The organism is Streptomyces sp. NPDC060035, from assembly GCF_042736635.1.
GTDB lineage: Bacteria > Actinomycetota > Actinomycetes > Streptomycetales > Streptomycetaceae > Streptomyces.
In genome coordinates, this window is record NZ_JBHWVO010000023.1 from 12,831 (window position 1) to 34,736 (window position 21,906).

Here is a 21,906-nt window from a genome sequence, read left to right on the forward strand (position 1 = left end):
TCAGTCCGTCTCGGCCGGCAGGTCGAGCCGGGTGAGGTGCTCGGGCGTCAGGGCACGCAGGAAGCTCCTGGCATCGAATGCCTCACCGGCCGCGGCCACGCCCGTTACCTTGCAGCGCCCGTCCAGGACGCGCGCGACTGCTTCCACGACGAGCGGTGCCGTGACGGCGTAGATGTCGCGCCCGCCCGCGACAGCACGACGTGTCTCCCCGCCACGGCGGACGACCGCCTCGACGAGGAAGGTCTGTGCGGAGCGCCCGCTGTCGTCGACGGGTACGGGCGCCGGTGTGTCCGTGGCACGGAGGTCCTGCAGCGGCGCGAGGTTCATCACCGCGCGCACCTCCGGCGTCCGCACATGGCGCGGGAGGGTGACCTGGTCGGCCGTCGCGAACGCACGTGCGTCCTGGGTGCCGAGTGGCTCCGGGAAACGCCACGGGAAGACGTCCTGGGAGTAACTGAAGGGCTGGAGCCTGCCTCCCGTATACGTGAGGTGCTGTCCCGCGTTGGTCTCTCCCGTGAGCCGTGTACCGGGGGTCGGGTGCCAGCTGTCGAGGCCGTAGGCAAGGGTGACTTCGTCCGCGTCCGGCCAGTCGCCCAGGGCCGCGGTGGCGAGCAGGTCACCCAGACCGCCGTAGAAGGCCAGGGACGGCACGAGGACGACGCCCGCCTCCCGGGCACCGTCGCCGTACGTGTCGAACAGCGCAGCGGTGACGCCCTGTTCGGCGGCGACGTCCAGATACGGGATGCCCGCACGGAGCGCCGCGGCGGCCACGGCAGGAGCTGTCGCGAGAAACGGTCCCGCGCAGTTGACGACCGCGGCAGCGCCGTCGAGGGCACGGTCGAGGGAAGCGGGGTCCTCGGTGGACGCCACGCGCACGGACACGTCGGCGGCCGGGCCGCGCAGCGCGTCGAGCTTGTGCCGGTCCCGCCCGACGAGGACTGGTGTCATGCCCCGGCGCAGCAGCTCCGCCACGACGAAGCGGCCGGTGTGACCGTACGCGCCGAGGACGGCGACCACCGGCCGCCCGGCACGGTCCCCGGCGGACGGTGCGGCAGATACGGAAGGGACATTGCTCATCGTTGGCTCCCGGTGTCCGGAGGGCGAACTGCCCCTGCCCGCAATGTTCCACGCCGGGTCCGCACTTCACCAGCGGCCGAAACGACGAGGGACGTACAGTTTCGGACATGCGGACAGTGATGATGGCGCTCACCGAGGGAAGCATGCTCTTCGAGGCAGCTGCGGCGTGCGAGGTCTTCGGCACGGACCACTCCGACCTGGCCCGCCCGTGGTACTCCTTCACCGTCTGCGGGACGGCCGGCACCCGTGTCGGGGACTGGTTCCGGGCCGAGACCACACAGGGGCTGGAAGCTCTTGCCGACGCGCACACGGTGGTCGTCCCGGCGTGGCGCGGCGTGGACATGGAACCGCCGGAAGAGTTGGTCGAGGCCGTCCGCGCCGCCCACGCGGCGGGAGCGCGGATCGTGTCCCTGTGCACCGGGGCCTTCGTCCTGGCCGCAGCGGGGCTCCTCGACGGACGCCGCGCCACCACGCACTGGGCCCATACGGACATGCTCGCCGCGCGCTACCCGCGCGTCAGGGTCGATGCCGGGGTGCTCTTCACGGACGAGGGCGACGTTTTCACCTCGGCGGGGAAGGCCGCCGGGATGGACCTGTGTCTGCACATCGTCCGTGCCGACCACGGGGCGACCGTGGCCAACGCGCTCGCCAGACTCCTCGTCACCCCGCCTCACCGGGAAGGCGGCCAGGCGCAGTTCATTCCGGCACCGGTGACGCATGGGCGCGACCATCCGCTCGCCGACCTGCTTCCCTGGGCACTGGCCCGGCTCGACCAGCCGCTCACGGTGGAGGACCTGGCCCGGCAGGCGGGCATGAGCAGCCGCAACCTGGCCCGTCACTTCCACGCCGTCACCGGAACGGCACCGCTGCGGTGGCTGCTCAGTCAGCGCGTGCGTCAGGCGCAGGAACTGCTGGAATCGAGCGACGCCGGCATCGAGCGGATCGCGGTGTGGACGGGAATGGGGACGTCCGCCACTCTGCGGCGGCACTTCACTCGTGTCACGGGCCTGCCGCCCGAGGCGTACCGGCGGACCTTCGGCTCCCGGTGAGACCGGGAGGAGCTTCCGGCCCGACGCGGCGGGCTGAACAGCGGCCGGATCAGGCGTTGTTGTCCGCGAAGACACCGGTGGCGGCGAAGGCCGCACCGGCGAAGCGCTCGCCGATCCGACGATGCGACTCGGTGTCCGGGTGGAGCTGGTCGGGCAGCGGCAGTTCGGCGAAGTCCGCCTCACCGTAGAGGTCGCGGCCGTCGAGGTAGTGCAGGTTCGGATCGTCGGCGGCCCGTGCGGTGGTGATGCGCAGGAGTTCCTGCCGGATGACGGTGAGCGTCAGACGGGTGGAGTCCGAAGGGTCGCCCGTGGCGAGGAAGCTCAGCTTCCCGGCGCTGAGGTTGCTGAAGTCCGGGGCGGCCGGGCCGGGCGTGTCCTCGTGGATCGGGCAGAAGATGGGCGAGACGACCAGCAGCGGAGTGGCCGGGTGCCCCTCCCGGACGGTGTCGAGGAAGCCGTGCACCGCCGGACCGAAGGCACGCAGGCGCATCAGGTCGGTGTTGACGAGGTTGATGCCGATCTTGACGCTGATCAGGTCGGCGGGGGTGTCCCGCATGGTCCGCGCGGTGAACGGGTCGAGCAGCGCACCGCCGCCCAGGCCCAGATTGATCAGTTCCACGCCGCCGAGGGACGCGGCGAGTGCGGGCCAGGTGCTGGTGGGGCCCGAGGCGTCGGAGCCGTGACTGATCGAACTGCCGTGGTGCAGCCATACCTTGCGCCCCCGGTCCGGCGCGGGCTCGACAAGGGCGTCGGTGCGCAGCTCGACCAATACGGTGGTCTCGTTGTGCGGCAGCCAGATCTCGATGTCCTTCTCGCCCTCGGGCAGATCGGCGAAACGGAGAGTGCCGGCCCGGCCGGGCTCATATGCGGCGGATCCTGTGGTCATGTCGATGGTCAGGGTGTTGCCACCGGCCACGCACGCCCGGCCTGCCAGACGGCCGTCGACGAGCAGGTCGTACATGCCGTCCGGGCGGGGCGGAGCACCCACGTAGATCCGCTTGGTCGGCACGGTGTCCAGTTCGACGACGGTGGCCCGGGTACGGAAAACCAGCCGTACACCGGAGGGCTGGGCCTCCGCCATCGCCAGCTGTCCGTCGGAGCACTGGGCGCGGGCCCAGGCAGGAAGCCGGTGCGGCAGAACACCTTGAGCGGTGCGCTCCAGGTCGAGGGCACCGCGGAGGATGTCAGCGGTGACGGGCGTAGTGATCCAGTTGTGCTCGGTGTACATGTCTCAGCCTGTTGATCGAAGTGTTCGGGTGCGGGGTTCGGCGGTGTACCTCGCGGCCGGGGCTTCCGGACGGTGCGGGGCCGCGGTCAGCGCGCGGGCCAGTTCCGCAACAGGGCGTCGAGGGCGTCCATCATCCGTGACCACGTCTCCTGGGTGTCGGGGGCGCTGTGGCTGAAGCCTCCGCCCATCTCCAGGCTGACGTAGCCGTGGAAGAAGCTGCCCAGCAGCCGGACCGCGTGGGTCTGGTCGGGCTCCGTCAGGTCGTAGCCGCGGAGGATCGCACGCGTCATCTGTGCGTGCCTGCTGCCGGCGCTGGCGGCCGCTGCCTGCGGATCGAGCCTCAACTGGGCCGCGGCGTAACGGCCTGGATGCTCCCGGGCGTAGTCGCGGTAGACGTTCGCGAGGGCGGCCAGGGCGTCCTTGCCGGCCCGCCCCGCCAGGGCGGCGGCGCCACGGTCGGCGAGTTCCTCCAGGGCGAGCAGGGCGATCCTGGTCCTGAGGTCCTGGGAGTTCTTCAGATGCGAGTACAGACTCGCGACCTTGACGTCGAACTGCCTGGCGAGCGCCGAGACGGTCACCTGCTCGAAGCCGACCTCGTCGGCCAGTTCGGCTCCGGCCCGGGTCAGGCGTTCTGCGGTCAGTCCTGCGCGCACCATGGTCCTCTCCCATTCGACGGCGCCCATTATGCATTTACCTAACACTTTTAGGCAAATCGAATAGTCAGCAGAAGCCGGAAAGGGAGGGTGGCCACTCCCCGAACGGCGGCGGGTCACCGCCCCGGCCGGCACACCCGCCCAACTTCCGTATACGCAGGTTCACTTCAGTCCCGTGAACAGATCCGGAGGGAGTTGACGTATCACCTCGGGCCCCACACCCTTGAGTTGACACATCAACTCGTAGGGATGGGAAACAGTCATGCCCAGAATTGCCGTGATCGTTGGAAGCGTTCGCCCGGGCCGGGTCACCCGCGAGGTGGCCGAGTGGGTGCACACCGTCGCTTCCAAGCGTCCGGAGGCCGACTACGAGCTGGTCGACATCGCGGACTTCGGCCTGCCGGCCTGTGCCGCCGCAGTACGGGCAGTACGAGGGTGCGCACACCAAGCGCTGGGCATCGAGGATTGCCGAGTTCGACGGCTTCGTCTTCGTCACCCCCGAGTACAACCACAGCGCCCCGGCTGCGTTGAAGAACGCGCTCGACTACATCTACGGCGAGTGGAACAACAAGGCCGCGGGATTCGTCAGCATCGGCGCCGCGGGCGGCGTGCGCGCGGTCGAGCACCTGCGGCAGATCGCCTCCGAACTCCAGATCGCGACCGTGTAGGCGCAGCTCGGACTGCCCGTCTCGGTCGACTTCCCGAGCTACCCCGCCTTCTCCCCGTCGGAGACGCGCGAGGAGGAGTTGGGCCGGGTGCTCGACCAGCTGGAGAACTGGGCCGGCGCACTGAAGGCAGTCCGCGCCTGACGGTACGGCACACGCCGCACATCCACCGCACCATCGCCCCTCCCGCGCGCGGGGCCGTGGGAGGGTACTCCTCATTGCGGAGGTGGGCGATACAGAGAGAGCCGTCGGTGACGGTTCGCAGTTCGGTCGACCGCCCAACACGTCCGCGCGGCGGCCTCCTGCCGCAACCGGCAGATCCTGGGTCCGCCGGAACGGAGGGCGCGCACAGGAGGTGCCATCGACAACGCCGCCCGCCGGACCTGATAGGCCGAGCGGGACCGGTTCGGCCCCATCGCATCCCACCACCGTCGCGAAGGGGCTGAGATCCATTGAGGCCGTCGGGTTCACCCTGACGAACTGTTCTCCCAGCGAGAACCGGGTGGAGAGGCTCTGCGAATTCCTCGGTGGCGGGCCGGCGCCGATCCACGGCGGGTGTGCCGTAACGCGGCATGCTGGGGCGGGTTGACACGGGCGCGTGACCATGGCGGAGTGGGATGACCTGTCACCTCCACTCGCTCTCCCTAGGATTTCGTGCCATGCACAGCACCGCAGACCATCTCTCGACGCGCGAAGACCTCGTCTGGCGCGCCTTCTTCGAGACCCAGGTGCTCTTCTGGCGACGGCTCGGCCAGCAGCTCCAGCACGACACCGGGCTGTCCGAACCGGACTTCGCCATCCTCAGCGCCCTGGCGCAGGCACCGGAACAGCGCCTGCGCGCATTCGAGTTGAGCGGTGTCACCCAGTTCGAGAAGAGCCGACTGCACCATCACCTGAACCGGATGATCGGCCGTGGGCTGCTCACCCGGGAGCAGTGCCCCGGAGCGTCCCGCGGGACGGTCATCGCCCTCAGCCCCGAGGGCCTCACGGCCATCACCACCGCCCTCCCGATCCGTGCCGCGCATATCCGCCAGTGGCTGACGGATCCGCTCAACGACGGTCAGATCGACTCGCTGACCGAGATCTCCGAGACCTTGCTCGAGAACCTGCGCGCGGCCGACGCTCCCCCGGCCACTCCCCCGATCGACTGCGCCTGACCGGCGCCGCCGCCGCCGGCTGACGCGGCCCATCGGCAAGCGGGGCAGCGGCGGGCCACTCGACACGAGGGCCGCGTCCCTACGCAGTCTGCTGTGCGCGTCCTTTTCGGCCCGGCAGCTGAAGGGCAGGACGCCCAGGTTGCGATATGCACCGAGGGAGAGAAAAGTTGTTCTTGTCAGCCTGCGAACCGTCGAGCATTGGGACTCCGGTGACTTTGGGCCGTGCCCACATGTCAAAGCAGGACACCCCGAAGCGCACCTGGAATCATCATGGCCAGAACCGCCCGGCGACAGATCTCCCGCTTTGTCGGCGCATCCTGCTTGGCTGCCGCACTCGCGCTGCCGACGGGCATGGCGACTGCTGTGGCAGCGCCTGATGCCCTCGCGCAGACCACGACCTCAGCACCTGCCGGCCCCACGCCACCCCCACCCCCGGAGGAGCAGGAGCAACAGCCCGAAGAACAGCAACCGGAACAGCAACCGGAGCAGGAGCAGCAACCGGAAGAGCAACAACCGGAGCAGGAGCAGCAGCCCGAAGAACAGCAACCGGAGCAGGAGCAGCAACCGCAGGAGGAGCAGCAACCGGAAGAGAGGCAGCTCCAACAGCTCACGCCGGCGGAGGAGCAGGACCTGCAGGATCAGCTGGACAATCTGGATGTGCCGAAGGAGTTGAAGGACAAGCTCCAGAAGACGCTCGACAAGACGATGGCTGCGGCCAAGGATCCGAACACCTCGGCGGCGGACAAGGCCACGTACGACAAGATCCTCAAGGAAATCAACGACGCGCTGAAGGTCATCGCGAACCCGAATACGTCGAAGGCGGACAAGGCCGCCCTGACGAAGATCATTGCAGGGATCAACGAGGCACTGAGAATCGTCCACGACCCGAACACGTCGCAGGCGGACAAGAATACGTATAAGAAGCTCGCGGAGGGAGTCGCGCAGAACCTGCCGAGTCTCACGGACCCGACGTTGCCGGCCGATGTTCGTGCGTTCAACAAGAAGGTCCTGCTGCTGATCAGCGACAGCCTGCTGGCTGCTCAGACCCCGGAGACGAAGCCGAAGGAGCCGGAGGACCAGGAAAAGATCAAGAAGGTTCTGAAGGAGAACGTCAACGCCCTGAAGACCTTCCGGAACCCGGACGCCACCCCGCAGCAACGGAGCGAGGCCAAGGCCCAGTTGGACCAGCTGGCCCGAGCGCCGGAGAACCCCGACTACCTGGAGTTCGTCCAGGAGCTGAAGCGCCTCGACGCGCCCAAGTCCTGCCTCGATTCGGTGGAGAACCGGACGCGTGAGGCCGGTTGGCCGGACGGATCCCTGTGGGGCGTTTCGGACCAGTCCTGCGGCGACACGGTGGAAGCGGGCGCGGCCGACACCGGGAGCGACTGGAGCGCACTGTTCCAGTGCGTGCAGCAGAAGCCGTTCTCCCAGTGTGTGGCCAGCATCCCCAAGAACTGATCAGGCCTCGGAAGAAGGCTCTCGCGGCGAGGCCGCGGGAGTCTTCTCCGCCGTGCAGGGCCGCTGCATCCCGTGTCCAACACTCTTTCCCCCCGTCTCGTCCAGGGTGGGGCGCCAGCGGCGCGGATGCCCCACCCTGGACGGGCGCCCGCAGCGCAGGGGTGCCGCAGGTCCTGGCCGTCCTCCACGTCGCCTTCTACGAGGAGAGTTCACACCAAAGGTTCACGCCCTTGGCGGGACGGTCATGCCCCTGGGCAGCGTCGCCGGACCGGTCCTGGCCGGGGCGTTGACCGGTGCAGACGTGTTCGGCCTGGGGGCGGGCCGCACAGAACGGCCGGCGCATCGGACCGATGCGCCGGCCACCCTCGTCCTGGTCGACAAGCCTTTGGGCCTGTCAGTGCATTGAGGGGGAAGCTCTCCAGTTGCCTTTCACGTCAGGCCTGTTGGTCTAGGCTCTGCATGCTCCCGACGTCGCACGGGAGTTCGGCATGTCCGGGAAGGGTCCACTTCGTGGCTGGGGCTGTGGTCTGCAAGGTAGCCGGTTCGAGGCCCAGCTGATGCTGGATTCCGACCAGGGATTGATCCTGCTCACCCATGCCGGGATGGGCGCGCGCACCTGGGTGTCGCGAGCGACCTCGAGGCGGACGTGGGCCTCGTGGCCCAGTAATGCAGCTGCTGGTGGCGAAGATCGGTGGCCGCCTGAGCAGTCCGCCGCGGGATCAGGCCGCCGCGTCGTCATGCCCGAGGAGCCGAGGGCCTCGGCAATGCGTCCCTCCATTCACCCTTCAATCTGGAGAGCCCTGTTGAACACGTCACCGGTGAACTCCGCAGTCGACCAGCCGCACCGCATGGACCCGGCGGGCGGCTGCCCGCACGCGGCCAATGCCCGACTGCTGGCCCAGGGGGCCGTCACCCCTGTGATCCTCCCCGGCGGGGTGGAGGGCATGGCGGTACTGGGCCACGATGCGCTCAAGGAGTTCCTCTCGCACCCCGACGTCGCCAAGAACGCACAGCACTTCGCAGCGCTCCAGGCGGGTGGGATTGCCGATGGCTGGCCGCTGAAGACGTTCGCCACGGTGCAGGGGATGACCACCGCCGACGGCGCCGATCACCGGCGGCTGCGGTCCCTGATGAACAAGGCCTTCACCGCACGTCGTGTCGAGGAACTGCGTCCGCGTATCGAGGCGTTGACGTCCTCGCTCCTGGACAACCTCGAAAGGGCGGCCGCCGCCGGTGACGGTGTCGCCGATCTGCGTACGCACTTCGCGTTGCCGTTGCCGATGGGCGTCATCTGTGAACTGCTGGGCGTGGACGCCGGACACCATGACCGGCTGCACCACTTGTCCAACCAGATCGTCGCCACGGACATCGGCCCCGCGGAGGCAATGGAGGCCAACCGGGAGATGGTGGAGGTGCTGGGCGCGGCCGTCGCCGCCCGGATGGAGAATCCGGGGGACGATCTCACCAGCGCGCTGATCGCGGCCCGCGAGGAGAACGGCGACCGGCTCAGCCCGCACGAGCTGATCGGCACCCTGATGCTGACGATCATCGCCGGACACGAAACGACGCTCAATCTGATCACCAACGCCGTACGAGCCCTGTGCACCCACCGGGATCAGCTCGCCCTGGCCCAGTCGGGCCAGGCGACCTGGGCGGACGTGGTCGAGGAGACGCTGCGCTGGGACAGCCCGGTCAGCTACTTCCCGTTCCGCTACCCGACCCGCGATCTGTCGCTCGGCGGCACCGTCATCCCCAAGGGGACTCCGGTGCTGGCCGGTTACTCCGCGGCGGGCCGCGACACGACGGCCCACGGCCCCGACGCCGAACGCTTCGACATCACCCGCAACAGCGAGGCGCGGCACCTCTCACTGGGCCACGGCGCGCACTACTGCATGGGCGCCCCTCTGGCCCGGATGGAAGGTACTGCCGCTCTCGAGCAGCTGTTCACGCGTTTCCCGGACCTCGATCTCGCCGTCCCCGAGCCCGAACTGCCGCGGCACGCTTCCTTCGTGGGCAACAGCGTGCAGAAGCTGCCGGTGCGGCTGCACGGCTGAGGCCGGGTCCTTCTCGGCAGCCGAGTTACGTCGAGGGCGCCGGCTGCCGCGCGGGCCGTTCCGTGGTGTCCGGGCGCCGCAGGCGGCAGTTCAGGGACGGGAGGCACCCCGGCAGTGCCGGGCGTGGGCGAGCAGGGCCTCGACCTGGACCCCCACCTCGGCGGCGTCGCGCACAGGGGCCGGGAAGAGGAGGCGGGCGTCGCGGTGGCCCTGGGCGTACTCGTAGCGGAGGGTGAACCCGTATCGGTCCATGGCATACGGGCGGACGTCGACCACTCCCCGGCGGACTTCGGGGGCGGCGAGGCGGGCGAGCAGCGCGACCACGTCCCGGTGGTCGTCGTCCAGATGGCCGAGCATGGCCGCCTCCTGGAGCGCGATGGCGTCCGGCTCCGCGCTGAACACAGCGTCGAGGGCGACGTGTTGGACGCGCCCGTGCCACTGGATGCCGGCACGCGCCGGGTCCAGGCCGAGAATCACGACGTTCCCGTGCCGCCGCCCGGACGGCGACAGCCAGCCGGACAGCGTGACCCGGGTGCGGATCCGGTCGCGTGCCCGGACGGGCGCGATGTCGGTGAACTCCACGAGAGCGCCCAGCGCGCCGCGTGGAGCGCACACCATCTCCGCGGCGAGCGGTGTGTCGTCGGGCACGCGGAGCGTGAGCCGCCCGTTCTCGACCGTGTGCATGGCCATGAGGTCGTAGGACGCGCCGGGGGTGGTCAGGCTGAGCGAGTCCGCGGCGGCGACGACAGAGCGGATCCGCTCCGCGTGGGACAGCTCGGCGGTGCGGGCAGGGGCGACTGCCATAGCGTCTCCTTAGGTAAGGCTTGCCTAAGTTAACACCCTTCGGGGCTCGGTGTCCCCGACCCACCGAGAAATCGGAAGCCCGGCGGTGGATGCATCAGGAAGTCGCGGTGGGAGATGTTCCAGGCGTACGCGCCGGCCAGGGCGAAGACCACCCGGTCCCCCGCACGGAGCCCGGCCGCCGCCAGGCCCCGGGCGAGCACGTCCTTCGGCGTGCAGAGCTGACCGGCGACCGTCACCCGGTCACCCGACGCCGCCGGACGCGGCCACGGGTGCGGCCACGGCTCGACGGGTACCACCTCCGCGGGCTGGTCGTGCCCCTTGGCGGCGGGCGTCCGCAGATGGTGGGTACCGCCGCGGACCACGGCCACGTCCTCCCCGTGGCTGCGTTTCACGTCCAGTACGTCGGTCACGTACCAGCCGCAGTAGGCGGTCAGGGCGCGGCCTGGCTCGATACGAAGGCGCACGCCGGGGTGCCGCCGGGCCAGGGAGTCCAGGCCGGCGCCGTAGGTGGCCCAGTCGAAGCGGTCTTCGGGGCGCGTGTAGTCCACGGCCATGCCACCGCCCACGACGACCTCGTGCAGGGCAGTCCGGTGGCGGCGGGACAGCGCGGCGGCGGCGTCCACGATCGCCTCGGCCACGCGCAGCAGGGCGTCGGCAGGCAGACCGCTGGCCAGATGCGCGTGGACACCGGCCGGTTCGAGGCCGGGGCAGTCGTCACCGGCGAGCAGACGGAGCGCTTCGGATGCCTCTTCGTTCCCCATGCCGAAGGGGGTCGGGCCGCCTCCCATCGTGAGGGCACTGCCGGTCAGCGTCCCCTCCGGAACAGACGGGTTGATGCGGAGCAGGACACGGGTGGGCGGGCGGCCCGGGACGTGGCTGCGGGCGGCCAGCGCCCCGAGCATCCGTACCTCGTGGAGGCTTTCGGCGTGCACGCGCTCCACTCCGGCGGCCAGAGCGGCGGCAAGTTCGCCAGGGGTCTTGCCGGGTCCGGAGAAAGCGAGGGGCCGGCCCGGCGCGGCGGCTCGGACATGGGCGAGTTCGCCGCCGGAGGACACCTCGAAGCCGTCGGTCCATGGGGCGAGGGTGGCGAGGATCTCGGGTTCGGGGTTGGCCTTCGCCGCGTAGTACAGCTCCACCGCGGGCGGAAGAGCCGCACGTACGGCCGCTGCATGGGCATGCAGGGCCGTCAGATCATGTACGTAACACGGGAGTTCGGCGGGCGCGAGAGTCTGCGCCTCGGCCCGTACGGCGGGGGTGAGCAGGGAAGGGGACACCAGTGATCCGTTCGTCGGTGGCGGCCCGGGCCGCTGGTCCGCGGGGAGCAGCACGCGGGGTCAGGGAGCGCAGGGACGGCCGGCGGTGGGCGCGGCCAGCGGGGACGGCAGGCGGACGTACCCGGCGTCGCGGTCCGCCGAGCGGCGCCAGCGGGTGAGCAGATTGGCCTTGGCCGGCAGCGGGGCCCCCGCCAGCAGGGCGGACAGCTGCGGCGGCCTGCCGAGGGAATCGGCGCTCTGCTCCAGAGTGGTGCGCACCTGCTGCCAGAGGACGGGTTCGATCTCGGGGTGGAGGTCGGCGACGGCGGCGAGGAGTTCGGCGAGGTGGTTGACGAACAGGCAGTAGACGACCCGGTCCCAGCCGCGGTGCCGGTCGTACGTGAGGGGCCCGGCGACCTCGGGGGGAAGCCTGCGCAGCGCCGGGGCGTGGTGGCCGGCCAGGAGTTTGGTGCCTTCGAGATCGCGGAACAGGACCCGCTCGGGAGAGCCGTCGCGGCCTACGCAGACGACGACGTTCTGGAGGTGCGGTTCGAGGACCACACCGTGGCGGAAGAACGCGGTCAGGACAGGCGGGACGAGCAGGGCGGTGTAGCGGCGCCACCACTCGGCGGCCTCGTCCGGTCCGGCTTCTGCGAGGAGTTCGGAGGCCCGGCCGGGGCCGAGCGGGTACTCGTCGGCGACGGCCGCGGCCAGCAGAGGCGTGGTGCCCGCGGGGGTGTGGCGGGCGAGGCCCTCCCGGACGATCACGCCGAAGCCTTCGAGCAGGGTGCGGTCGGGGCGGCCGTCCGCACCGGGAAGGGCGAGCGAGCGGTAGGCGGGCTCGCGGAGCACGGCGGCGGAGGGGTGGCGCCCGGCGAGGTCCGCGAGGACGGGGGCGAGCAGCCGGGTCAGGGCGACAGCGCCGGTGAGTTCGTACGAGGCGTTCTTCCGCAGGCAGTTGGTGATGCGTACGTCCAGACTGAACTTCAGGAAGCCAATCCCGTCGTGGACCGTGCGCACGGAGGCGGTGGGGGTCACCGGAGCCCCGGCCGGGCCGAGGTCGAGCACGTCCCGGCGAGCGAGGGCGGCCAGCAGAGCGGGGTGATCGCCGAGCAGTCGGTACTGCCAGGGGTGCGCGGGCAGCAGCCGGTACCCGGGCGGGGCCTCTCCGGCCCGGTCGAGGGCCGCCGCTCCCCCGGGCTCGGCGGTCTCCTCGGCGAGAAACCTCTCCCGGACGGCGAGGAGCCGCAGCGGGAAGCGTGCGCCTTCCTCCGGGGCGTACGCGGCCCACACGTCGGGGTCGGCACCGTGCGCCTTGGGCGTGGGGTGGAAGCGGTGGCCGAGGAGCAGGGACTGCTCGGATGCGAGATAGGCGGCGAGCGGATCCCCGGGACGGTCCGCGTCTAAGGGTCGCCCCGGTGCCGGGAAAGGCGTGCGCTCCGAGCGCGCGCAACCACCGGACCGGGCGTCGCCGTCGGACCGAGCGTCGCCCCCGGGGCGGGCCGGCGCCGGGGACGGCGTGTGCCCGGACCGGGCGGGCGTCCCGGACGGGCAGCCTCCCGGCCGGGACGCCGAGTCTCCGGCGGGGGCGATGACGGAAGCAGTGGCGGAAGCACTGGACCAGCGGCCGAGGGCGCTGGCGACGGCGCGGTGGCTGGCGGCCACCTGGCTCACGAACTCGTCGTTGTCCGTGCCGGTGCGCAGGGTGAGTTCGGCGTGCACAAGTTCGGCGAGCCGCTGCCAGCCGATCGTCGTCCAGACGCCTTCCGACCGGCTCTCCCGGATGCTGACGGGGCCGGTGAAGCGGTGGGCGCCCAGGAGCGAGGCACGGCGCACGCCGACCCGCAGAAGCGTGTCGTGGTGCGGCAGGCGCAGGACCAGGCGGCCGTCGGCGAGGGTGCGGTCCTTTGGCGCGGTCGCCTCACGCAGCAGGCAGTTCAGGATGGTGTGGCCGACCGCCTCGTCGGCGGTCGGCGGGCATACCGGTGCACGGGCCGGAGTGCGGGGCGTGGTGGTGCTGGGCATCGGTGTTCATGCCTTCCGCAAAAGGTAGTTGGGGCCGGTGGTGTAGTGCTTGTTGATGTCGGCGGCGCCGGACCGGGCCTTGGTCAGCAGAGTGCCGGCCGTCACCATGGCCTTCACGGGCAGCTCGGGGGCGTCCAGCACGCGGGCGCGCAGCACGGCCGCGGCTTCGGGCCGGGTGGCGGCGGTCCGGTCGATAGCCTCCGCGAGCCGGTCACGTATCAGGCCGAGCAGCCGGTCGAGAGGCGCGGCACCGTGCGCGGCGAGACCGAAGGCCAGGGAGCCCGCGCACAGGTGGACGGTGATGACGGTGAACAGGTCGGCGACGGGCCCGTCCGCCGTGACGCAGATCCGCCGGTCGGCGAAGCCGAGGCCGTCGGCGGTGGGCTCCGCGCACCCCCATGCCTCGGCCAGCCGCCGGGTGTGGACGCGCGGCCCGTCGTTGTCCTTCAGGAGCAGTCGGGGCCCGTCGGTGCCGCCGCCGAGGACGAGGGAGATGTTCTGCTGGTGGGACTCCAGGGCGATGCCGTGGCCGAAGAGGGTCGTCTGCCAGTCCAGCAGCAGGGTCAGGACGGCGTCGGCGAGGGCGACCGGGTCACCGCTGTGGAAGCGGTCGGCGAGGTGGCCGATGACCGGGCGCCCGTCAGGGGCGGGCGCCAGCAGTGCGGCGAGCGGGAGGACGGCGGCGTCGTCGAGTCCGGCCGGCTGGGTGCGGCGGAGTACGGCCAGGAGTTCGTGTCCGGCGTGGGCGTAGCGGGTCTCGTCGGCAAGCAGGACGCGCCCTGCGAAGCGGGGTTCGCGGCGCAGGACGCCCTCCAGGAGGCGTTGCCCGGCGGCGCCGTCGCGCAGTGAACCGGGCGTGACGGTACGCCGGTTGAGCAGGCCCAGGGTGGCAGTGGCGAGCGGGAGTTTGAGGTGGGTGTCCGGTCTGTCGGCGAGCGCGACGGTCCGCATGGACAGGGTCGGCACGGCGTCGAGCAGGGGCCGCTCGGCGAGGGCCGCGTGCCCGGCGAGACCGGCCGCGGCCAGAGCGTCGCGGAGGCGGCCGACGGCGGTGAGGGGGTGGACGGGCAGCAGGACGTGGCCCTCGTGGTGGCTGCCGGGCAGGCCCAGCTCCGCGGGGGTGGGCCAGCCGTCGTGCAGACGTACGCCGCCGGTCCCGGCGACGGTCTCGGCGCCGGTGTACGGGACTTCGCCCATGCCGGTGCCGTCCGCGGCGGGCGTGCCGTTTCCGGGTGCCAGGGTGACATGCCCGGCCGGCAGGGACAGCCAGCGGAGCGGGAAGCGGGGGTGGAACTCGGGTGCGTATGCGCGCAGTTCCCGCTCTCCGAGGCCCTTTCGACCTCGGGAGACGGGGTGCACGGGGTGGTCGGTCCGGGCGGCGAGGGTGTCGTGGGCGAGGGCTCCGGTGTGGCCGTGCCAGTGGGCCGGACGGGACCCGTGATCATCCGTCAGGCGGGTGAGCACCACCTCCCGGGTCGCGGTGTGCAGGTGGCGTGCCGCGAGGTCACGGCGGCACTCCTCGGCGAAGGCCGCGTAGCCGGGTGTGTCCTTGGGGGCGGCCAGCCGGGCGAGGGCGGCGAGCACGGTCTCGGAGGTGGCCAGGTCGGCCCCGTCCGGTTCCTGGCGCAGGAGGGGCAGACGGGCGGCCCAGGTGCTCTGGAAGCCGTCCTCGCGCACCGGGAGGAGCAGGGCACGGCCGGGGCCGGTGGCGAGTCGCAGCCAGGGGCCGTCGGCGCGGCCGAGGAGGCTGGTGCGGGTGCGCAGCCCGGCCACGTCCTCGCGCAGCAAGGCACTGAGCACGCGCAGGAGTTGGTGGGCTGCGGCAGGCGTGGGCCGCGCCGCGGCCGGGGGGTCGGTGGCACCGGGCCCGGTGGCCGGGGGGAGGTCGTCGGGGGTACGGGGCGGGGCAGCGGTCACGGCGTGATCTCCCACCTCTGGGCGGCGAGGAACGCGTCGGCGGCGCGGTCGACGACGTCCTGGTCGGGGCCGATGGTCCGCAGGATGCCGAGGTAGTCGCGGTTGGTGCGGTGCAGCGGGTGGCGCTCGCCGGTCGGGCGCAGGGGCCGGTAGGTGAGGCGCACGTCTCCCTGCGTCCGGTCGACCGCACCGGGCGCGGAGGTGAGCACCCCGGCCCGGTCGGCGCACGGGGAGTCGATCCGGGCGGCGCGGTCCGAACGGGCACCGAGGCTCTCGGGCAGAGGTTCACCCAGATGCGTGGCGAGGATGTGGTCGAAGAGCGGGATGGCGAGCAGGTCGGCGAGGAGCAGGTCGCCGTGGTCACCGATGGCGCGGTAGTTCACCTCGATGATGCGCGCCCGGCCCTCGTGGACGACGAACTCGGTGTGGCAGGCGCCGAATCCCACGCCGAGCAGCGCGAGCCGTTCGAGGATCTGCGCGCGAACGGCGGCGGAGTGGTCGGGGACGTAGGTCAACCGCTGTTCGATGAAGTGGGGCGGAGGCGAGAGACGGGTGTGGAATCCGCCGAGGACGTGCAGGCGCCGGCCGTCGCCCAGGGTCTCCAGGGTGTACAGCTCACCGGGCAGGAACTCCTCCACGACCAGGGCGGCGTCCGGTCGGCGTGCGCGGATGTCCGCGCACAGACGCAGGAGTTCGGCGGGGTCGTCCGCCCGTACGACGTCCTCGCTGGCGACACCGTCGCGCGGTTTCACGACGCAGGGGTAGGGCACTCCCCCGGCCTCGAGACACGCGCGGGGCGACTGGCCGGGCAGGATCTCGACGGCGCGTACGGGTTCAGCTCCGTCGGTGGCGAGATGACGACGCATCAGGGCCTTGTCCTTGGTGCGCAGCGCTGCCCGCCAGCTCTTGCCGGGCAGCCCGAAGAACTCTGCGGCGAGGGCGCCCTGGGTCTGGAGATGGTCGCTGTTGGTGAAAACGGCGGCCGGCTGCCCGCGCCGGGAGACATGCGTGATCACCGCGCGGTGGTCGCGTACGTCGCAGGCGGCGACCTCGACGTCCGGCCCGAGGGCGCCGGGTGGCCCGTACGCCCCCGGCTGGTCGGTGAGCAGCGTCACGGACAGGCCGAGTCGCTCGGCGGCCGGGAGGAAGCCGCTGACCACCGAATCGGTCGGGTTGAGGGCAAGCAGGTACGTCTGCATGGGCGGTCACTTCCGGCGTGCTGGTACGACGGGAAACGAGAGCGAGCTTAGGTTAGGCATACCTATTTCCACCAACTGGCCGACACGAGCCAGGGGTTCGCCGGAGCGACTCTTGATCAGTAGTAAGGTGAGCCTCCCCTAAGCAGCTTGATCCGTGGACTGCCGCCATTCCCGCGGATCGCGTCTTTCGTGTGCACCCCTCTCCAGGAGCCTTTCGTGATCCTCGCCCCGGCACCGGCACCCCTCCGGCCCGCCGAGAGCCCCTCTGCCCTCCTCGCCTCCGCTTACCGCCGCCTCGCCGATCTCTGTCCCGCCCTGGAGGCGGAGGTCGCCGAGCCGGGTGCCCCGGCCGGGCAGGGCTGGGTCGATGTCGCCGAACTGGCACTCCGGCCCGGGCTGCTCGACGCCTTCCTCGATGCGGAGGCCGCCCGGATCACCGAGCGCTACGACCACCGGGCCCGCCCCGACGTGGTCGCCTCCCGCCTGCTGCACGACTGCCTCTGGTCGTTGTGCCTGCTGCTCAGCGGGCCCTGGTACCTGGATCGTCGGGTGCCGCTGCCCCGCCCAGAGGACGTACGGATCGGCCGCTGCGACGATCGCTACCAGGTGGTGCCCGGTACGTTCGCCTGTCTGCCGGGGGACCCGGCGGCAGGGCTTCCCGGGGTACGCCCGATGTCCGGCGAGGCGGCGCTGGGCGACGTGCTGCGGACGACCGTCGCCGACCTGGTACGCCCGCTGTGCGCGGCGCTGAACCCCCGAGTGCGGCGCGGGCCCCGGGCGCTGTGGGGCATGGTGGAGGACGACCTCGTCTCGGGCATCTGGTACGTGGGCCGCATGCTGGGCGAGGAGGAACGGGCGGTCGCCGCGGCCGAGCGGCTGCTGCCGGGACCCGTCCCGCCGTTCCCGGCCGGCGCCGGGTTCCGGCAGCTGACGGACACGGACGGCATGGCGCACCCGACCCGGGACCGCGCGGGCTGCTGCCTCTTCTACACGCTCCGCCCCGCGGAGGCGTGCGCCACCTGCCCCCGCACCTGCGACCCCGAACGCCTGCGTCGCATCGAGGCCGAACGGGCCCCGGCGGCCGGGTGACGGGGCCCGCAGGACGCCAGGCCGGCCCGGAACCTCACCCGGGCCGGCCTCGTACGCCCTGAAGCAGGCTCAGCCGATCTCGATGAGCAGATCGCCCGCCTCGACCTGCTGGATCTTCCCGATCGCCAGCCGCGCGACCGTGCCCGCGCGCTGGGTGGTGATGGAGGCCTCCATCTTCATCGCCTCGATGGTGGCCACCGTCTGACCCGCCGACACCGCGTCGCCCTCCTCCACCTGGAGCGTCACGACGCCCGCGAACGGTGCGGGGACATGACCGTCGTTACCCCGCTCGGCCTTCTCCGCCGCCTTGACCTCGGTGGCGACGGACGTGTCCCGCACCGACACCGGGCGCAGCTGGCCGTTGAGCGTGGCCATCACCGTACGGAAACCACGCTCGTCGGCCTCGGAGATCGCCTCCAGCTCGATCAGCAGCGTGACACCCGCCCCCAGGGTGACCGTGTGCTCGGTGTCCGGTTCGAGGCCGTAGAAGAAGTCCTGCGTGGGCAGTACGGACGTGTCGCCGTAGGCCTCGCGATGGGCCTCGAACTCCTTGGTCGGGCCGGGGAACAGCAACCGGTTCAGCGTCGCCCGCCGGTCCCCGCCGAGTCCCTCGCGGTCCTCGTCCGACAGGGTCGCTGCCTCGGCCTGCGCAGGTCGGCCCTGGAGTGCGCGTGTACGGAAAGGCTCGGGCCAGCCTCCGGGCGGGTCGCCCAGCTCGCCGCGCAGGAATCCGACCACCGAGTCCGGTACGTCGAACTTGCCGGGGTCGGACTCGAAGTCGGTCGCGTCGACCCCGGCTCCGACCAGGTGCAGGGCGAGGTCTCCCACCACCTTCGAGGAGGGGGTCACCTTGACCAGCCGGCCCAGCATCCGGTCGGCGGCCGCGTAGCAGTCCTCGATCAGCTCGAAGCGGTCGCCGAGGCCGAGCGCGATGGCCTGCTGACGCAGGTTCGACAGCTGTCCGCCGGGGATCTCGTGGTGGTAGACGCGCCCGGTGGGCGAGGCCAGCCCCGACTCGAAGGGCGCGTAGACCTTACGCACGGCTTCCCAGTACGGCTCAAGTCCCCCGACCGCGTCGAGCGAGAGCCCGGTCGCGCGCTCGGTGTGGTCGGTAGCCGCGACGAGCGCCGACAGGGACGGCTGGCTGGTGGTGCCCGCCATCGAGGCGACGGCGGCGTCGACGGCGTCGACGCCCGCGTCGATCGCGGCGATCAGCGTGGCGAGCTGGCCGCCCGCCGTGTCATGGGTGTGCAGATGCACCGGCAGGTCGAAGCGCTCGCGCAGCGCGGTCACCAAGGTGCGGGCGGCGGGCGGGCGCAGCAGGCCCGCCATGTCCTTGATGGCCAGTACGTGCGCGCCCGCCTCGACGATCTCCTCCGCGAGGCGCAGGTAGTAGTCGAGCGTGTACAGCTGTTCGGCCGGGTCCGACAGGTCCGCCGTGTAGCACAGGGCAACCTCGGCCAGCGCCGTGCCGGTCGACCGTACGGCGTCGATGGCGGGACGCATCTGCGAGACGTCGTTGAGCGCGTCGAAGATCCGGAAGATGTCCATGCCGGTCGCCGCCGCCTCGGCGACGAAGGCCTCGGTCACCTCGACGGGGTAGGGCGTGTAGCCGACGGTGTTGCGCCCACGCAGCAGCATCTGCGTACAGATGTTGGGCACGGCCTCCCTCAGGGCCGCGAGCCGTTCCCAGGGATCCTCGGCGAGGAAGCGCAGGGCCACGTCGTAGGTTGCGCCGCCCCAGCACTCCAGGCTCAGCAGCTCCGGTGCGGTGCGGGCGACATGCGGGGCGACGGCCAGCAGGTCACGCGTCCTCACCCGGGTGGCCAGCAGGGACTGGTGCGCGTCGCGGAAGGTCGTGTCCGTCACCGCGACGGCCCGCTGCGCACGCAGCTCCGCCGCGAACGCCTCCGGCCCAAGTGCCGCCAGGCGCTGCCGAGAGCCTTCGACGGACGGTGCGGCCAGGGGCACGGGAGGGAGTTTGGCGGCCGGGTCGATGACCTGGGGACGCGGGCCGTGGGGACGGTTGACGGTCGTCTCGGCGAGGTACGTGAGCATGCGGCTTCCGCGGTCCGCGGAGGGGCGCGCCCGGATCAGCTCCGGATGTTCGGCGATGAAGCTCGTCGTGATGCGGCCCTCCCGGAATCCGGGGTGGTCGAGCACGGCGCCCAGGAAGGGCAGGTTGGTGGCGACGCCGCGGATACGGAACTCGGCGATCGCACGCCGTGCGCGGCGGGCGGCGTTGGTGAAGTCGTGCCCGTGGCAGGTCAGCTTGACCAGCATCGAGTCGAAGTGGGCGGACACTTCGGCGCCGGTGTGAACGGTGCCGCCGTCGAGCCGTACACCGGGGCCGCCCGGGGAGCGGTACGCGGAGATGGTGCCGGTGTCGGGACGGAAACCGTTGGCGGGATCCTCGGTGGTGATACGGCACTGGAGGGCCGTGCCCGTGAGGACGATGTCGTCCTGCGTCAGGCGCAGTTCCGGAAGTGTCTTTCCTGCGGCGATCCGCAGCTGCCCGATCACCAGGTCCCGTCCGGTGACCTGCTCGGTGACCGTGTGCTCCACCTGGATACGCGGGTTCATCTCGATGAACACATGGTTGCCGCGCTCGTCGACCAGGAATTCCACGGTGCCCGCGTTGACGTACCCGATGTGCTTGGCGAACGCGACGGCGTCGGAGCAGATGCGCGCGCGCAGCTCCGGGTCGAGGTTCGGCGCGGGCGCGATCTCGACCACCTTCTGGTGGCGCCGCTGCAACGAGCAGTCCCGCTCGTACAGGTGGACGACATTCCCCTCGGCGTCGGCGAGGATCTGCACTTCGATGTGGCGCGGGTTGAGGACGGCCTGCTCCAGGAAGACGGTGGCGTCCCCGAAGGCCGACTCCGCCTCGCGCATCGCCGCGTCGATCGACTCCCGCAGCTCGGCGGGCTCGGCGACGCGCCGCATTCCGCGCCCGCCGCCGCCTGCGACGGCCTTGACGAACACCGGGAACCCGATGGAGTCGGCCGCGCCGACCAGCGTGTCCACGTCGGTGGACGGCTCCGACGACTTGAGTACGGGAACCCCGGCCTCACGGGCGGCTGCCACCGCACGGGACTTGTTGCCGGTGAGGTGCAGTACGGAAGCGGGGGGCCCGACAAAGGTGATTCCGGCCTCGGCGCACGCGGCGGCGAGGCCCGGGTTCTCCGACAGGAAGCCGTATCCGGGGTAGACGGCGTCGGCACCCGCCTTCAGAGCGGCCTTGATCACCTCGTCGACCGAGAGATAGGCCCGCACCGGGTGGCCCTTTTCACCGATCTGGTAGGCCTCGTCGGCTTTGGCACGGTGAAGTGAATTGCGGTCCTCGTAGGGGAACACGGCCACGGTGGAGATGCCGAGCTCGAACGCCGCGCGGAACGCGCGGATCGCGATCTCGCCCCGGTTGGCGACCAATACCTTGCGGAACATCAATGTCCCCTGTCGTGTTGCGGGCACGCGGCCCCAGGTGGCGATGTCATTCCGGCTGCCGGGATCGGCATCCGCTGTCCCCGTGGACGGTACCGATCAGTAGCGGTGGCGTCGATCACCCACCAGCGGGAGATAGCTCACGCCGGTGGGAGATAGCTCACGCCGGTGGTTGATGCCTCACGCGGGTGGGAGATACCTCACGCCGGTCGGAGCAGAAGTCGGTCGAGTCCGATGCGACTGCCCGGCACGGGGCGGGAGCCTCTTGCGCGGGCTCCGGCCCACGTACGCCACCGGCGACGTGGCCTCGTGAGGCGGGGGCGGACGCCGACACGCCGTCAGGCGTGCCCTGCGCACGCGCCCCAGGGGTGCGGATCACTACACCTGGGCACAGGACGGACAGAGCCCCCGATAGGTGACCTCGGCCCCGGACACCCTGAAGCCGAACCGCTCCTCGGCCGGGAGGTCGGCCAGCGGATTCCCCGTCGGGTGGACATCGCGGATGGTGCCGCATGTGGAGCACACCAGGTGCTGGTGCGGGCGGTGTGCGTTGGGGTCGAAGCGCTTGGCACGGCCGTCGGTGGAGACCTCTATGACCTCGCCGAGGGCGACCAGCTCACCCAGGGCGTTGTAAACGGTCGCGCGGGAGATCTCGGGCAGCCGTTGTGCCGCGCGTGCGTGCACCTCGTCGGCGGTGAGATGCACGTGGTCGCCGTCGAGGACCTCCGCAACGACACGCCGCTGGGAGGTCATCCGCCAGCCACGCCCTCGCAGTCGCTCCAACAGGTCACTCATATCGGTTCACCTATTCAGGTTTGGCGGGATACCCGAAGT

At 71.2% G+C, this 21,906-nt stretch carries 16 protein-coding genes and 1 pseudogene; 7 read left to right on the top strand and 10 right to left on the bottom strand.

All coding sequences use genetic code 11. The features are described 5' to 3' along the window. Nucleotides 1-1,077 carry a saccharopine dehydrogenase family protein gene (locus ACFWBQ_RS29325; protein WP_385502167.1) on the bottom strand — a complete coding sequence of 359 codons (1,077 nt, stop codon included), beginning with the start codon at nucleotides 1,075-1,077 and terminating at the stop codon, nucleotides 1-3. Between the two features lie 107 nt (nucleotides 1,078-1,184). On the opposite strand from ACFWBQ_RS29325, the gene ACFWBQ_RS29330 reads away from it, so the two are divergent. After that, nucleotides 1,185-2,126, top strand: a complete 942-nt coding sequence (locus ACFWBQ_RS29330) for a helix-turn-helix domain-containing protein (RefSeq protein ID WP_385502169.1) — start codon at nucleotides 1,185-1,187, stop codon at nucleotides 2,124-2,126. A 49-nt stretch (nucleotides 2,127-2,175) separates the two neighbouring features. Here the strand turns inward: ACFWBQ_RS29330 and ACFWBQ_RS29335 are convergent, their stop codons facing one another. Together ACFWBQ_RS29335 and ACFWBQ_RS29340 are read right to left on the bottom strand one after the other, a co-directional pair. After that, nucleotides 2,176-3,354 carry a GDSL-type esterase/lipase family protein gene (locus ACFWBQ_RS29335; protein WP_385502173.1) on the bottom strand — a complete coding sequence of 393 codons (1,179 nt, stop codon included), beginning with the start codon at nucleotides 3,352-3,354 and terminating at the stop codon, nucleotides 2,176-2,178. A gap of 86 nt (nucleotides 3,355-3,440) precedes the next feature. After that, nucleotides 3,441-4,010: a TetR/AcrR family transcriptional regulator gene (locus tag ACFWBQ_RS29340; RefSeq protein WP_385502176.1), complete on the bottom strand. Its 570-nt coding sequence runs from the start codon at nucleotides 4,008-4,010 to the stop codon at nucleotides 3,441-3,443. A gap of 259 nt (nucleotides 4,011-4,269) precedes the next feature. Here ACFWBQ_RS29340 and ACFWBQ_RS29345 point away from each other — a divergent pair. The 5 genes and pseudogenes from ACFWBQ_RS29345 to ACFWBQ_RS29365 all read left to right on the top strand — a co-directional run. Continuing rightward, a pseudogene (locus tag ACFWBQ_RS29345) lies at nucleotides 4,270-4,368 on the top strand (NADPH-dependent FMN reductase); the annotation flags it as partial. Between the two features lie 46 nt (nucleotides 4,369-4,414). Further along, a complete protein-coding gene (locus tag ACFWBQ_RS29350) occupies nucleotides 4,415-4,675 on the top strand; it encodes an NADPH-dependent FMN reductase (RefSeq protein ID WP_385502179.1) in 261 nt (86 codons plus the stop codon). Between the two features lie 656 nt (nucleotides 4,676-5,331). After that, nucleotides 5,332-5,829, top strand: coding sequence for a MarR family winged helix-turn-helix transcriptional regulator (locus ACFWBQ_RS29355; RefSeq protein ID WP_385502182.1), 498 nt, complete (start codon nucleotides 5,332-5,334; stop codon nucleotides 5,827-5,829). A 270-nt stretch (nucleotides 5,830-6,099) separates the two neighbouring features. After that, on the top strand, nucleotides 6,100-7,287 hold the full coding sequence (locus ACFWBQ_RS29360) for a hypothetical protein (protein WP_385502184.1): 1,188 nt from the start codon (nucleotides 6,100-6,102) through the stop codon (nucleotides 7,285-7,287). Between the two features lie 848 nt (nucleotides 7,288-8,135). Then, nucleotides 8,136-9,341: a cytochrome P450 gene (locus tag ACFWBQ_RS29365; protein WP_385502281.1), complete on the top strand. Its 1,206-nt coding sequence runs from the start codon at nucleotides 8,136-8,138 to the stop codon at nucleotides 9,339-9,341. Nucleotides 9,342-9,431: 90 nt separating this feature from the next. Here ACFWBQ_RS29365 and ACFWBQ_RS29370 read toward each other — a convergent pair whose 3' ends face one another. From ACFWBQ_RS29370 to ACFWBQ_RS29390, 5 genes are read right to left on the bottom strand one after another with little or no spacing between them, the layout of a single operon-like run. Next, nucleotides 9,432-10,145 carry a DUF2470 domain-containing protein gene (locus ACFWBQ_RS29370; RefSeq protein WP_385502185.1) on the bottom strand — a complete coding sequence of 238 codons (714 nt, stop codon included), beginning with the start codon at nucleotides 10,143-10,145 and terminating at the stop codon, nucleotides 9,432-9,434. 29 nt (nucleotides 10,146-10,174) lie between these two features. Further along, the gene (locus ACFWBQ_RS29375; protein WP_385502287.1) at nucleotides 10,175-11,422 is read right to left on the bottom strand and encodes an alanine racemase; all 1,248 of its coding nucleotides are present in this window, start codon (nucleotides 11,420-11,422) and stop codon (nucleotides 10,175-10,177) included. Between the two features lie 57 nt (nucleotides 11,423-11,479). Then, entirely contained in the window at nucleotides 11,480-13,423 is a 1,944-nt protein-coding gene (locus tag ACFWBQ_RS29380) for an IucA/IucC family protein (RefSeq protein ID WP_385502186.1), read from the bottom strand. Nucleotides 13,424-13,429: 6 nt separating this feature from the next. Then, nucleotides 13,430-15,340: an IucA/IucC family protein gene (locus ACFWBQ_RS29385; RefSeq protein WP_385502188.1), complete on the bottom strand. Its 1,911-nt coding sequence runs from the start codon at nucleotides 15,338-15,340 to the stop codon at nucleotides 13,430-13,432. Beyond that, nucleotides 15,337-16,539 (bottom strand): acetyl-CoA carboxylase biotin carboxylase subunit family protein, encoded by a 1,203-nt coding sequence (locus tag ACFWBQ_RS29390; RefSeq protein ID WP_385502189.1) that lies wholly within the window; start codon nucleotides 16,537-16,539, stop codon nucleotides 15,337-15,339. Before ACFWBQ_RS29390 ends, ACFWBQ_RS29385 begins: the two co-directional genes overlap by 4 nt. A gap of 216 nt (nucleotides 16,540-16,755) precedes the next feature. On the opposite strand from ACFWBQ_RS29390, the gene ACFWBQ_RS29395 reads away from it, so the two are divergent. Beyond that, complete coding sequence (locus ACFWBQ_RS29395; RefSeq protein ID WP_385502190.1) at nucleotides 16,756-17,628, top strand: (2Fe-2S)-binding protein; 873 nt, start codon at nucleotides 16,756-16,758, stop codon at nucleotides 17,626-17,628. 69 nt (nucleotides 17,629-17,697) lie between these two features. Here the strand turns inward: ACFWBQ_RS29395 and ACFWBQ_RS29400 are convergent, their stop codons facing one another. After that, nucleotides 17,698-21,075 carry a pyruvate carboxylase gene (locus ACFWBQ_RS29400; RefSeq protein ID WP_385502191.1) on the bottom strand — a complete coding sequence of 1,126 codons (3,378 nt, stop codon included), beginning with the start codon at nucleotides 21,073-21,075 and terminating at the stop codon, nucleotides 17,698-17,700. A 375-nt stretch (nucleotides 21,076-21,450) separates the two neighbouring features. Beyond that, nucleotides 21,451-21,867 carry a Fur family transcriptional regulator gene (locus ACFWBQ_RS29405; RefSeq protein WP_385502192.1) on the bottom strand — a complete coding sequence of 139 codons (417 nt, stop codon included), beginning with the start codon at nucleotides 21,865-21,867 and terminating at the stop codon, nucleotides 21,451-21,453. Nucleotides 21,868-21,906 lie beyond the last annotated feature (39 nt).

Coding starts and splice junctions, on each gene's coding strand:
- ACFWBQ_RS29325 (WP_385502167.1), bottom strand. CDS start 1,077: ATGAGCAATGTCCCTTCCGTATCTGCCGCACCGTCCGCCGGGGACCGT.
- ACFWBQ_RS29330 (WP_385502169.1), top strand. CDS start 1,185: ATGCGGACAGTGATGATGGCGCTCACCGAGGGAAGCATGCTCTTCGAG.
- ACFWBQ_RS29335 (WP_385502173.1), bottom strand. CDS start 3,354: ATGTACACCGAGCACAACTGGATCACTACGCCCGTCACCGCTGACATC.
- ACFWBQ_RS29340 (WP_385502176.1), bottom strand. CDS start 4,010: ATGGTGCGCGCAGGACTGACCGCAGAACGCCTGACCCGGGCCGGAGCC.
- ACFWBQ_RS29355 (WP_385502182.1), top strand. CDS start 5,332: ATGCACAGCACCGCAGACCATCTCTCGACGCGCGAAGACCTCGTCTGG.
- ACFWBQ_RS29360 (WP_385502184.1), top strand. CDS start 6,100: ATGGCCAGAACCGCCCGGCGACAGATCTCCCGCTTTGTCGGCGCATCC.
- ACFWBQ_RS29365 (WP_385502281.1), top strand. CDS start 8,136: ATGGACCCGGCGGGCGGCTGCCCGCACGCGGCCAATGCCCGACTGCTG.
- ACFWBQ_RS29370 (WP_385502185.1), bottom strand. CDS start 10,145: ATGGCAGTCGCCCCTGCCCGCACCGCCGAGCTGTCCCACGCGGAGCGG.
- ACFWBQ_RS29380 (WP_385502186.1), bottom strand. CDS start 13,423: ATGCCCAGCACCACCACGCCCCGCACTCCGGCCCGTGCACCGGTATGC.
- ACFWBQ_RS29390 (WP_385502189.1), bottom strand. CDS start 16,539: ATGCAGACGTACCTGCTTGCCCTCAACCCGACCGATTCGGTGGTCAGC.
- ACFWBQ_RS29400 (WP_385502191.1), bottom strand. CDS start 21,075: ATGTTCCGCAAGGTATTGGTCGCCAACCGGGGCGAGATCGCGATCCGC.
- ACFWBQ_RS29405 (WP_385502192.1), bottom strand. CDS start 21,867: ATGAGTGACCTGTTGGAGCGACTGCGAGGGCGTGGCTGGCGGATGACC.